Raw genomic sequence first — 12,148 nt, forward strand, 5'->3', positions numbered from 1 at the left:
CGCTCAGACGCCGACACGGGTGCCCTCCCACTCGTAGGCCGCGCGGCTCTCGGCCTTCATCTCCATGCCGGCGCCCGGTGCGAGCGGCGCGGCGTACACGCCGCCGCGCACGTCGGTCGGCACGACGAAGTGCTCGTGCAGGTGGTCCACGTACTCGATCATGCGGCCTTCGCGCGTGCCGCTGACGGCCACGAAGTCGAACATCGACAGGTGCTGCACGGCTTCGCACAGGCCCACCCCGCCCGCGTGAGGGCACACCGGCACCCCGGACTTGGCGGCCAGCAGCAGGTTGGCGATGTTCTCGTTGACGCCGCCCACGCGCGCCGCGTCGATCTGCATGACCGACAGCGCGTCGGCCTGGAGCAGCTGCTTGAAGATCACGCGGTTCTGCGCGTGCTCGCCGGTGGCGACCCGCACCGGGGCGACGCCCCGGGCGATCTCGGCGTGGCCGAGCACGTCGTCGGGGCTCGTGGGCTCCTCGATCCACGCCAGCCCGAACGGCGCGAGCGCGTTCACCCACTCGATCGCCTCCGACACCTCCCAGCGCTGGTTGGCGTCGATCGCGATCGGGAAGTCGGGCCCGCACACCTCGCGGGCGACGCGGAGGCGACGGATGTCGTCCTCGAGGTCGGCGCCGACCTTCAGCTTGATCTGGCCGAAGCCGTCGGCGATCGCCTCGCGGCACAGCCGGGCGAGCTTCTCGTCGGAGTAGCCGAGCCAGCCGGGGCTCGTCGTGTACGCCGGGTAGCCGGTGGTCAGCAGCTCCTGCTCGCGCGCGGCCCGGCCGGGCTCGGCGTCGCGGAGGATCTGCAGCGCCTCGTCGGGTGTGATCGCGTTGGTGAGGTAGCGGAAGTCGACGAGGGCGACGATCTCGTCCGGGGTCATGCGCGAGAGCAGCTGCCACAGCGGCAGGCCGGCGCGCTTGGCCTTGATGTCCCACAGCGCGTTGACGACCGCGCCGATCGCCATGTGCATGACGCCCTTCTCGGGTCCGAGCCAGCGCAGCTGCGAGTCGCCGATCAGCGCCCGGTTCGTGCGCCCCATATCGTCGAGGAGAGGTTCCAGCTCGCGGCCCACGAGATGCCCGGCGAGCGCGTCGAGCGCGGCGACCTGCACGTCGTTGCCCCGGCCGATCGTGAACACGAAGCCGTGACCGTCGACGCCGTCCGCGGCATCCGTCACGATCCGCAGGTACGCGGCCGAATAGTCGGGATCGGGGTTCATCGCGTCGGAGCCGTCGAGGCTCAGCGAGGTGGGGAATCGGATGTCTGTCGTCTCGAAGGCGACGATGCGGCTCACTGGGCGTTCTCCTGCGGGTTGCCGGCTCGGGGGTTCGAACCGCTCGCAGTGTAAACATCCGATGTCTATACTGTCAATCAAGCCGACGGAGCGCGTCGGCCCCGCGGGGCGTCCCGCACGACGATCTAGGAGAGCAATGAAGTTCGCGCGCCTCGGCGAGTCCGGAAGCGAGATCCCCGTCGTCCTCGACGGCGACCGCCACCTCGATCTGCGCCCCGTCACATCCGATGTCGACGGCGCCTTCCTCGCCGACGACCCCGTCGGGCGCACCCGGGCGGCCATCGCCGCCGGGCAGCTGTCCGAGCTGGAGGGCGCCGATGCCCTGCGCATCGGCGCGCCGATCGCCCGGCCGAGCGCCGTGGTCTGCATCGGCATGAACTACGCCGCGCACGCCGCCGAATCGGGGGCCACGCCGCCGAGCGTGCCGGTCATGTTCATGAAGACGCCGAACACCGTGGTCGGGCCCGACGACACGGTGACGATCCCGCGCGGCAGCGAGAAGACGGACTGGGAGGTCGAGCTCGGCATCGTCATCGGGCGCCGCGCGTCGTACCTCGACTCGCCGGCCGACGCCGCGGCGCACATCGCCGGGTTCGTGACCGCGAACGATCTCTCCGAGCGCACCTTCCAGCTCGAGGTGTCGGGCGGGCAGTGGTCGAAGGGCAAGTGCGCCCCCGGCTTCAACCCGACGGGGCCCTGGCTCGTGACGCCCGACGAGGTCGACCCGCAGGCGCTGCGCCTGCAGAGCCGGGTGAACGGCGAGCCCCGCCAGGACTCCTCGACGGCCGACATGATCTTCCCCGTCGACCACATCGTGTGGCACCTGTCGCAGTTCCTCACGCTCGAGCCCGGCGACCTCGTGCTCACCGGCACCCCGCAGGGCGTGGCCCTGTCGGGCCGGTTCCCCTACCTCGCCCCGGGCGACGTGGTGGAGATCGAGATCGAGGGACTGGGCCGCCAGCGCCAGGAGTTCGTCGCGTGGGAGGCCGGGCGATGAGCGGGCAGCTGGCCGGACTCGTCGCGGTCGTGACGGGCGGTGCGTCGGGCATCGGGGCGGCGATCGCGACGGCGCTCGCCGACGAGGGCGCCCAGGTCGCGGTGCTCGACCGCGAGGTCTCGGGCGCCGACCCGCGCTTCGCGGCCTTCGGCGCCGACGTGTCGGACCGGTCCGCCGTCGACGCGGCGATCGCCGCGGTCGCGGAGCGCTTCGGACGCATCGACATCGTCGTCAACAACGCCGGCATCGGCGCCCAGGGCGACATCGCAGCGAACGACGACGACGAGTGGGCGCGCGTGCTGTCGATCAACGTCACCGGGATCGCCCGCGTGACCGCGGCCGCCCTGCCGTGGTTGCGGAACTCGCCCGCCGCGGCCGTCTGCAACACGTCGTCGATCGCGGCGACCGCGGGGCTGCCGCAGCGCGCGCTCTACAGCGCCTCCAAGGGCGCCGTGCTCTCGCTCACCCGCGCCATGGCCGCCGACCACCTGCGCGAGGGTATCCGCGTCAACGCCGTCAATCCCGGCACGGCCGACACGCCATGGATCGGCCGGCTGCTGGCGAGCGCCGACGACCCCGCCGCCGAGCGCGCTGCGCTCGAGGCGCGCCAGCCGCACGGCCGGCTCGTGTCGGCGGCGGAGGTCGCGGGCGCCGTGCTGTACCTCGTGAGCCCGCAGTCCGGCTCGACCACCGGCACCTTCATCGAGGTGGACGGCGGCATGGCCGCACTGCGCCTCCGCCCCGTCGGCACCTGACCCGGCCGGCCCCGGTCGGTGGGCGAGGAGCGCAGCGACGAGACGAAACGCCCCGGCCGCCGGCATCCACCCCCTCGACAGGCCAACCGGGCTCCCACAGGACCGCCGCACCGCCCTGGCACCTGCACAGGCCCTGATCACCTGCGCAAGCCCGCCAGGGGGGCGGATGCCGCAACCCGCGCACCCGCCCGGCCACCGGCATCCACCCCACCCCCTCCACAGGACAACCGGGCTTCCACAGGACCGCCGCGCCGCCCCAGCACCTGCATAAACGCCGATCACCTGCGGAACCCCGGTGAGGGGGACGGATGCCGCAACCCGTGCACTCGCTGGCGCGCCGGGCCGCCGGCATCCGCTCGACAGGCCAACAGCGCTTCCACAGGAGAGCCACGCCGCAACCGGTCCTGCGCAAGCCCGGTTCGCCTGCGTGAGGCCGGGGACCAGCGCGCGAACTCAGCCGACGCCCGGCGGCTCAGCGCAGGCGGTAGACGGCCTCGGCGTTCTCGGCGAGCACGGCGCGCTGGTGGTGCTCGCCGACGCGATCCGCGAGCCAGTCCGACACCGTGGCCAGCCACCGTCCGAAGGGCACCGAGACGGGCCAGTCGCTCCCGAAGAGCAGCCGCTCTGGCCCGAAGGCGTCCAGGGCCACGTCGAGGAACGGCCGCAGCTGCGCGTCGGTCCACTCCCCCGGCGACTCAGCAGGCAGGCCCGAGACCTTGCACACGACGTTCGGTCGCCGGGCGAGGTCGCGCAGCGACTCGGCCCACGGCGTGCCGTCAGCGGGGTCGGCGACCTCCGGCGTGCCGACCTCGGGCTTGCCGAGGTGATCGAGCACGATCCCGAGATCGGGCAGGGCGTCGGCGAGCGCGACCACGTCGGGCAGCTGCTCCCAGCGCACGCACGCGTCGAAGCTGAGTCCGGCCGCCGCCAGGGCCTGTGCCGACCGGAGGAAACCCGGACGCAGACAGAACCCCTCCGGCTCGGACTGCAGCAGCCGCCGCACGCCGACCACGAGCGGCCGCTCGGCGAACGCCGCGAGATGCGCCTCGGTCGCCGCGGGGTCCTCCATCGGCGCATGCGCCACGATGCCCCGCACGGGAACCCGCGACGCGAGGGAGGCGACCCAGTCCGCCTCGGCGATCGACTGGTCGGGCGCGCAGTCGGCCTGCACGAAGACGAAGCCGCAGTCCGCCTCCGGAGCGTCCTGCAGCGCGAGGTCGAGGTCGTCGGGCCCGAAAGATCGGAGCAGCCGCCCCTCCAGCCATTCATAGGTCAGGACATCGGGGTCCCAGAGATGGAGGTGTCCGTCCACGACTCGCATGCCACCATTGTGCCGCGAGCGCGCGTGGGACGCGGCATCCGATCTCCCTGACATCGGATGTCTATGATGGGCGCGTGGCCGTCACCGACGAAGCGATCTCGAAGATCAAAGACATGATCGTCAGCGGCGAGCTGGCACCCGGCTCGCGCCTGCCGCCCGAGAAGGACCTCGCCGAGCGTCTCGGCCTGTCGCGCAGCTCGATGCGCGAAGCGGTGAAGGCGCTCGAGGTGATCCGCGTGCTCGATGTGCGCCGCGGCGACGGCACGTATGTCACGAGCCTCGAGCCGAAGCTCCTTCTCGAGGCGATCTCATTCGTCGTCGACCTGCACGACGACGACTCGCTGCTGGAGATCTTCGCGGTGCGCCGCCTGCTCGAATCCCACGCGACGGGCCTCGCGGCGCAGCGGGCGGGCGACGACGCCGTGGCGGAGTTGGATGCCGAGATCGGCGCCGTCGCTCCCGACACCGACATCGAGGCCCTGGTCGAGCACGACGTGCGGTTCCACGGCGCGATCGCGCGGCTCGCCGGGAACGACTATCTCGCGAGCCTGCTGGAGAGCCTCACCAGCCAGACCGTGCGGGCGCGGGTGTGGCGCGGCCTCACGCAGGCCGGCGCCGTGGAGCGCACCCTCGACGAGCACCGCGCGATCCTCGACGCGATCGCCGACGGCGACGTCGAGCTGGCCACCGCGACGGCCCAGGTGCACATCGCCGGAATCGAGCGCTGGCTGCGCCAGGCCCGCGACGCCTGAGCCGGCTGGAGTCCCGGGCGCGGGCTGCCCGGTTCGGCCGCGGGTCGCGGCATCCCGCCCTTGCCCGTCGCTGCCCGGGGTCGCGGCATCCGTCGACATCGCGCGTTCTCGGCGAACAACCCCGTTGTCGGCGCCGACGACGTGCCGGCTCGCCGAGATCGCAGTATCTCGGCGGGTGGGGTGGGGTGCGGGTGCGCACCCAGGGCCGCAGGCGGGCGCCGAGGCTAGGCGAAGCGGACGGTCTGCTGCAAGCGGGTGCGGACGTCGAAGACCTCGTTGCCGCCGATGTCGCGGGCTCCGGTGATGCCGCGACGCAGCACGGTGGCCAGCGCGCTGCGCGAGACGACCGCGACCCGCAGGCCCCGCACTCGGCCGAGCTCGTCGATCGGCTCGGCGACGTCCTCGTCGGGCAGCACCACGATCGCGCCGCTGAACCGCACGCCCGCGGCACGCGCGATCACCCGCATGCCCGCGAGCAGCTCCGCGATCGGCGCACCCGGCACTCCGTCGCCGACGAACTCGCCGCGGCGGATGCGCGCCGGGCCGCCGAAATCCTCCGACAGGATGCCGTACAGGCCGCTCGGCCCCAGCACGATGTGGTCGATCTTGGCATCGGGATCGGCGCCCCGCCCGCTCGCGGCGACGTCGTGCCAGACCGTGTAGCCCATCCCCAGGTCGGCGACGATGCGGGCCGTCGCCTCTTCGGCGAGCGCGTCGGCCAGCAGCCTCCGCAGCGCCAGGGGCGCCGAGCGCACGAGCGCGGGATCGTACGGGTCGTCGAGGGTGACGCCGCGGCCGGCCCATTCGCGGATGAGCGTGAGGTAGCGCTCCCGGCGCCAGCCGCCCGGGTGTCCGAACGAACGCGCGCGGGGGCGCGTGTCGGTGCGGGCGGCGGGCGGGCGCCATCCCGGGCCGGCGCCGGCCGAAAAGTCGGGCGCGGCGGCGTCGCCGAAACCGTGACCCCGGTCGTAGGCGGCGCGGGCGTCGGGCGTGCCGACCAGCTCCCAGGCGCGCTGCACCTGGATGAAGACGGCCGCGTCGCCGCCGGTGTCGGGATGCGTCTGCCGCAGACGGAGGCGATACGCCTTGCGCAACCCGTCTTCGTCGATGCCGGGGTCGACGGCGAGCACCTCGTAGGCCGACGCCGAGAGCGGACTGTCGAACACGGACCCTCTCCCGGATGACGGATGCTGCGTGCCGCGGTGTGCGGCGGACCTCAGGTTACGACACCACCCCTGATGCTCGCCTGTCACGAACTGCCGTCGCACCCGACAACTCGCGACAGGCGAGCAGAAGGAGGAACGGGTCAGCGGCGCTGATCGCGTCGCGCATAGGCGGCGGCGGTGCGGCTTGACAGGGCGAGGAGCAGCAGGATGTCGAGGCTCAGCGAGACGTAGGTGGTGTTGATGTTGATCTCCTGGCCCTGCGCCCACCACGCGACGAACGACGTGCTGATCGACCCGACCGCGATGAGCATGACGATCACCCGCGCCCAGTTGCGCCCGAGAAACACGAACACCGCGAGCAGCAGGTCGACCAGAAGCACCACTCCGCCCGCGATGAGCACCACGCCGAGCGCCGCCCGAGAGCCCTCGGGCGTCGGCTCGAACCCCTCGAGCACCGAGTCGGGGTCGGCGAGCAGCGCGTCCCACCCCAGCGCGATGGCGGCGAGCACCAGCACCCCCGCGATCACCCGCAGCAGGACCAGCACCGCACCGACCACGGTCGTCGCCGGGCGGGGCATGTGCGGGTCGTATCCGGTGGGCCGCAGGAGCCGCGACGGCGGCTCGAACGCCGGGCGCTTCTGCGGCGCCGCCGGCCCCGACGGCCCCGGCCCCGACGGCCCCGTCGGCCCCGTCGGCCCCGCCGGCCCCCGAGCCCCGGACCCCGCCTCCGGAGCCCCGGCACCCGCCCCCGCCGCCGCGGACCCCGGCTCCACGCCCGCCCCCGAACCCGAACCCGGCCCCGGGCCGTTCACGCGACCACCTCCGCGTCCCCGTTCGTCGCGCGCACCGCGACGGCGCGCACGTCCACGATCGGCAGGTCGCCGTCGGTACGGATGCTGTCGCCCCCGCCGTTGCGCGCGTGATAGCCGGTGGCGAAATCGGCGATGACGTCCACGACGACGCGGGGTTCGGCATCCGTCAGCGTCTTGACGATGTGGTCGCGCTCGACGTCGGTGTCGGCGTCGATGCGGTGGGTGACCTGCAGCGTGAACAGCGACAGGCCCACGCTCGTGTCGAACGTGCCGGCCGCGAGCCAGTCGACCCGCCGCCCGCCGGGCAGCAGCCAGCCGTCGGGGCAACGCCAGAACCGCACGTGGTGCCGCTGCGCCGGATTGCCGTCGACCTCCTGCTGGTACGCGAAGTCCTGCTGGCGTCCGAACAGGAACAGCGGGCTCACCGGCGCCTCGTCGTAGCTGCGCCGCGTGAGGGTGGACGTGATGATCCGCCACGACGAGCCGAGGGTGACGGCATCCGCGCGCGTCCACCCGGCAGCCTCGAGCGCGGCACGGATCTGCTCACCCTCGCCGAGGAACGCGAGGTTCACCGGATCGCCGAGCAGCCCGTCGCTCGTGCGCGTGCGGCCGATGAAGTACTCCGGCACGTAGATCGTGGTGAGGATGCGGTGCAGCCGCGGCAGCACGAGGTAGGCCAGCAGCACCCAGAACCCGAGGAAGAACGGGATCCCCCACCATCCGACCTTGAACGTCTCGGTGAGGCTGAGGTAGGCGAGCCAGATGGCCGCGGCGCCGGCGAAGACGAAGAAGAACCAGTCGACCGCGATCCCGATCGAGTAGCTGCGCCGCCCCGTCGCCACGATCGCCCTTCGCCGGTGAGGTGCCTCAGCCCCAGAGCGGGACGTCGGGACGATGGGCGAGAGCGGATGCCGCCACATCGGGCGGCAGATCGGCCAGGGTCGCGGGCTGCCAGCGCGGGGACCGGTCCTTGTCGATCACCTGCGCGCGGATCCCCTCCGCGAGGTCGGGCTGGGTGGTGGCGAACCACATCACGAGCCCGTACTCCTGGTCGAGGGCGTCGCGCAGGCCCGGCAGCTCGCGCGCGCGGCGCACCGCCGCGAGGGTGACGGCCAGGCCGGTGGGCGAGAGCTCGCCGAGCAGGTCGGCGGTCACGGATGCCTCGGCCTCGGGCCGTGCGCGCAGGCGCTCCACGATCTCGGGCACGGTGTCGGCGGCGAACGCGTCGTCGATCCAGGGGCGGGCGTCCTCGAGCGTGGAACGCTCCGGAGTCTCGTCGAACAGCAGCACCAGCTCGGTGGGGCTGGACGGATCGGCACGCGTCTCGAACGCGTCGTGCAGGGCGTCGAGGTTCTCGTGGGGCACGAAGTGGTCGGCGAAGCCGGCGTAGATCGCGTCCGCGGCATCCATCACCGCCCCCGTCAGCCCCAGGTACTCGCCGAGGCGGCCGGGCGCATGGGCGAGCAGCCACGTGCCGCCGACGTCGGGGGTGAACCCGATGCGGGTCTCGGGCATCGCGAGCTTCGAGCGCTCGGTCACGATGCGGATGGCGGCGTGGCCGGCGACACCGATCCCGCCGCCCATCGTGATGCCGTCGGCGAAGGCCACGAACGGCTTCGGGTACTCGGCGATGCGCGCGTTGAGCGCGTACTCCTCCCGGAAGAACACGGCCGCATCGTCGGCCCGGCCGCTCGTGACCTGCTCCGCGAGGCCGCGCACGTCGCCACCGGCGCAGAGCCCCCGGTCGCCGGCACCGTCGAGCAGGACGATGTCGACCTCGCTGTCGTGCTCCCACGCGTCGAGCGTCTCGTGCATGCGCTGCACCATGCTGAGGTTCAGCGCGTTGATGGCGCGCGGCCGGTTGAGCGTCAGCCGCCCGAGGCCCCCGCTCGTGCTCACGAGGACGGTCGGCTCGGCAGCGGGTTCGGCGAGGTCGGTCACGGGCGCAACGTTACCGGCCGTGCCAACTTCTCCCACGCCGGAACCCGATTTCCGCCAGGATGGGACCCAGTTCTGCTTTGAGTCCGCAATGAGGCGGCCCCGTCCATAGCCCCGCGAGGTGCTCGCCCACGACCACGAGAGGGTTCGGCATGCCCGAAGGCCAGTTGCTGGAGTTCTCAGGTGTCACCAAGCGCTTCGGCGCGGTCCCCGCGGTCTCCGGGCTGAGCGCCCGGGTCGAGCCGGGCCGGGTGACCGGATTCCTCGGACCCAACGGCGCGGGCAAGACCACCACACTCCGGATCCTCCTCGGCCTCGTGCGCGCCACCGAGGGGCATGCGACGATCGGCGGCCGCCGCTATACCGACCTCGCGAACCCGCTGCAGACCGTCGGCGCGGTGCTCGAGGCATCCAGCTTCCATCCCGGTCGCACCGGCGCCGCTCACCTCACGATCTACGCCCAGGCCGCGCGGATCCCGCGATCGCGCGTCGACGAGGTGCTGGAGCTGGTGGGGCTGACGGATGCCGCGGGCCGCAAGGTCGGCGGCTACTCGCTCGGCATGCGTCAGCGCCTGGGCGTCGCCTACGCCCTTCTGGGCGACCCCGGCGTGCTGGTGCTCGACGAGCCCGCGAACGGACTCGACCCCGAGGGCATCCGCTGGATGCGCGGATTCCTCCGCGAGCTGGCCGCCGAAGGTCGGACGGTGCTGGTGTCGTCGCACCTGCTGGCCGAGGTGCAGCAGACGGTCGACGCGCTGCTGATCATCTCGCGCGGCCGCCTGGTGTTCCAGGGCTCGATCGACGAGCTCGCCGACACCTCGGAGTACGCGTCGGTGGTCGACGCCCCCGATCGCGCCGCGCTCATGGCCGCCCTGCAGGCGGCGGACGTGCGGTTCGAGGTGCTGCGCTCGGGCCTGACGGTGCGCGGCACCGACCCTGTCGCGCTCGGCGCGATCGCCGCGGGTGCGGGCGTGGCGCTGTCCTCGCTGCACCGTCGCGGGCCGGCTCTCGAGGAGGTCTTCCTCGAGCTCGTCAACGGCACGCGCGTGCACGCCAGTGCCGCCGGTGTCGTCGCGGGAGCGGATGCCGCGGCCGCCGCGGGGACGGATGCCGCAGCCGCCGCGGGGACGGATGCCGCAGCCGACGCGGGGACGGATGCCGCGGCCGACGCGGGAGCGAGGGTGAATGGCGGTGCGGGGGCTGTCGCCGGGGACGGCGCACGCACGGAAGTGCCGACCGCCGAAGTCGAGCCGGGGCCGGAGGCCGATCCCGACCACGAGCCCGAGCCGGAGTCGGGGTCGGAGCCGGAGCCGGACCCCGACCCGGAGCGGGAGCGGACGGACGAGGGCGCAGAGGCGGCGCTGACCGCGGCCGCGCTCGACGCGGGCGCCGCGGGCGCGCCCGGAGCGGCGGCATCCCTCGGCGCCGCGGCCGAGGCGTGGGCAGCCGGGCGCGCCGACCACGCGGACGAGGCGGGGGCGACGGGGGTACGCGGCGCCGCCAGCGACGAGGTCGGCGCGGACGAGACCGTGGAGCCCGAGTTCGTGCTCGAGCGGACTCCCGGCGACGAAGCCCGGGACACGTCCGAGCGTCCGCTCACCGCCGCGCCAGCCGCGGCCTACGTCGTGGCCGGCACGGGGGTGATCGACATCGTTCCCGCCGCCGCCCCGAAGCCCTCCGATGCGTCGGCCGACGCAGCGCCTCAAGCCGACGCCGAGGCCGAAGCAGCGCCCGACGCAGACGCCGACACCTCAGCCGGCGGCGACGCCGCGCCCGATGCCGAGCCGCAGCCCGACCCGTGGGCGCCCGAGGACGCCGATCCCGACGTCGAGGCGATCGCCGCCGTCGACGAGGAGCTGTCGACCCTCGAGCCCCCGGAGGACGACGACCGTCCGTGGGAGCACTACTCCAAGACGGATGCCGATCTCGAAGCCGACGCGTTCTTCGCGGCCTTCGACAGCAGTGGCGATGCCGAGCCCGACCCTGCACCCGACCCTGAATCCGGACCCGAACCCGAACCCCGACCCGACGCCGACCCGGAACACGACACGAGCCCGACCGCGCCTGAGGCACCGGCATCACCCGGGGCGGAGGCATCCGCTTCACAGGAGGCTGAGGCACCGGCGTCACCCGGGTCGGAGGCATCCGCTTCACAGGCGGCTGAGGCATCCGACCCGCCCGAGGCAGCGGCATCCGTCACCTCCCCCGACCACGGCCACGCGTCGGCACCCGGCGACCACGAAGGGGGCGAGCGATGAGCCTCACGGCGGCGACCCGCGCCGAGACCACGAAGCTGTTCTCGACGAGCATCTGGTGGATCCTCGCTCTCGTGCTCTTCGCGTACGTCGCGTTCACCGCGGCGGTGCTGGGCTTCATCTTCGCGGCGGCCGCGACCGGCGCGCTGCCCGGCAGCGCTCCGGCACTCCCCGAGGACGGTCTTGCCGCGGTGCTGTACAGCACCGGCACGAGCGTCGCCTACGTCTTCCCGCTCCTCGTCGGCACGCTGATGGTGACGGCCGAGTTCCGCCACAAGACGCTCACCCCGACCTTCCTCGCGACGCCGCGCCGCGGGCGGGTGCTGGTCGCCAAGCTGGCGGTCGGAGTCCTCATCGGCGTGATCCTCGGCATCGTCGGCGTCGTGGCGGCCGTCGGCACGTCGGCGGCGTTCCTCGCCGGCTTCGGCCTCGACACCGCGTTCACGTCGCCCGAGACCTGGGCGATGGTGGGACGGATGCTGCTGGCCTATGCCCTGTGGACCCTCATCGGCGTCGGGGTCGGCGCGCTCGTGCGCAACCAGGTCGGCGCCGTCGTCGGCGTGCTCGTCTTCACGCAGTTCGTGGAGCCGACCGGACGCACCGCCGCGGCCTTCGTGGACGGCCTGTCGGACGTCACGCAGTACCTGCCGGGCGCGGCGAGCGACACGCTCGTCGGCGCCAGCGTGCTGTCGGCCGCCATGCCGCAGGGCGCCGGCGAGCCGCAGGAGTGGTGGGTGGGCGGCCTCGTGCTGCTCGGATACGCCGTGTTCTTCGTCGTCCTCGGGCACGTGGTGAGCTGGCGCCGCGACGTCAGCTGAGGCCGGCTCGCGCTCGCGATGGGCCGGCTCGCGGC

Annotated in this window: 11 protein-coding genes; 5 read left to right on the forward strand and 6 right to left on the reverse strand. The window is 73.3% G+C overall.

The window, feature by feature from the left end; genetic code table 11:
• Positions 1 to 3 precede the first annotated feature (3 nt).
• Entirely contained in the window at positions 4 to 1,299 is a 1,296-nt protein-coding gene (locus tag R8Z57_RS05125) for an L-fuconate dehydratase (protein WP_318352662.1), read from the reverse strand.
• Positions 1,300 to 1,435: 136 nt separating this feature from the next.
• Between R8Z57_RS05125 and R8Z57_RS05130 the strand changes: the two genes are divergently transcribed.
• Complete coding sequence (locus R8Z57_RS05130) at positions 1,436 to 2,296, forward strand: fumarylacetoacetate hydrolase family protein (RefSeq protein WP_318352663.1); 861 nt, start codon at positions 1,436 to 1,438, stop codon at positions 2,294 to 2,296.
• Positions 2,293 to 3,051 carry an SDR family oxidoreductase gene (locus tag R8Z57_RS05135; RefSeq protein WP_318352664.1) on the forward strand — a complete coding sequence of 253 codons (759 nt, stop codon included), beginning with the start codon at positions 2,293 to 2,295 and terminating at the stop codon, positions 3,049 to 3,051. Before R8Z57_RS05130 ends, R8Z57_RS05135 begins: the two co-directional genes overlap by 4 nt.
• Before the next feature lie 472 nt (positions 3,052 to 3,523).
• Here R8Z57_RS05135 and R8Z57_RS05140 read toward each other — a convergent pair whose 3' ends face one another.
• Complete coding sequence (locus R8Z57_RS05140) at positions 3,524 to 4,372, reverse strand: amidohydrolase family protein (RefSeq protein ID WP_318352665.1); 849 nt, start codon at positions 4,370 to 4,372, stop codon at positions 3,524 to 3,526.
• 74 nt (positions 4,373 to 4,446) lie between these two features.
• On the opposite strand from R8Z57_RS05140, the gene R8Z57_RS05145 reads away from it, so the two are divergent.
• Complete coding sequence (locus R8Z57_RS05145) at positions 4,447 to 5,124, forward strand: FadR/GntR family transcriptional regulator (RefSeq protein ID WP_318352666.1); 678 nt, start codon at positions 4,447 to 4,449, stop codon at positions 5,122 to 5,124.
• 224 nt (positions 5,125 to 5,348) lie between these two features.
• Here R8Z57_RS05145 and R8Z57_RS05150 read toward each other — a convergent pair whose 3' ends face one another.
• The 4 genes from R8Z57_RS05150 to R8Z57_RS05165 all read right to left on the reverse strand — a co-directional run bounded on the left by R8Z57_RS05150 (position 5,349) and on the right by R8Z57_RS05165 (position 9,043).
• Entirely contained in the window at positions 5,349 to 6,290 is a 942-nt protein-coding gene (locus R8Z57_RS05150) for a DnaJ domain-containing protein (RefSeq protein ID WP_318352667.1), read from the reverse strand.
• 140 nt (positions 6,291 to 6,430) lie between these two features.
• Positions 6,431 to 6,868 (reverse strand): hypothetical protein, encoded by a 438-nt coding sequence (locus tag R8Z57_RS05155; protein WP_318352668.1) that lies wholly within the window; start codon positions 6,866 to 6,868, stop codon positions 6,431 to 6,433.
• Positions 6,869 to 7,098: 230 nt separating this feature from the next.
• Positions 7,099 to 7,944: an LssY C-terminal domain-containing protein gene (locus tag R8Z57_RS05160; RefSeq protein WP_318352669.1), complete on the reverse strand. Its 846-nt coding sequence runs from the start codon at positions 7,942 to 7,944 to the stop codon at positions 7,099 to 7,101.
• A gap of 25 nt (positions 7,945 to 7,969) precedes the next feature.
• Positions 7,970 to 9,043, reverse strand: a complete 1,074-nt coding sequence (locus tag R8Z57_RS05165; protein ID WP_318352670.1) for an enoyl-CoA hydratase/isomerase family protein — start codon at positions 9,041 to 9,043, stop codon at positions 7,970 to 7,972.
• A 149-nt stretch (positions 9,044 to 9,192) separates the two neighbouring features.
• On the opposite strand from R8Z57_RS05165, the gene R8Z57_RS05170 reads away from it, so the two are divergent.
• Together R8Z57_RS05170 and R8Z57_RS05175 are read left to right on the forward strand one after the other, a co-directional pair.
• Positions 9,193 to 11,298: an ATP-binding cassette domain-containing protein gene (locus R8Z57_RS05170; RefSeq protein ID WP_318352671.1), complete on the forward strand. Its 2,106-nt coding sequence runs from the start codon at positions 9,193 to 9,195 to the stop codon at positions 11,296 to 11,298.
• Positions 11,295 to 12,113, forward strand: a complete 819-nt coding sequence (locus R8Z57_RS05175; protein WP_318352672.1) for an ABC transporter permease — start codon at positions 11,295 to 11,297, stop codon at positions 12,111 to 12,113. Before R8Z57_RS05170 ends, R8Z57_RS05175 begins: the two co-directional genes overlap by 4 nt.
• The last annotated feature ends 35 nt before the right edge of the window (positions 12,114 to 12,148 follow it).

The sequence above is a fragment of the Microbacterium sp. M3 genome, from assembly GCF_033548675.1.
Lineage (GTDB): Bacteria > Actinomycetota > Actinomycetes > Actinomycetales > Microbacteriaceae > Microbacterium > Microbacterium arthrosphaerae.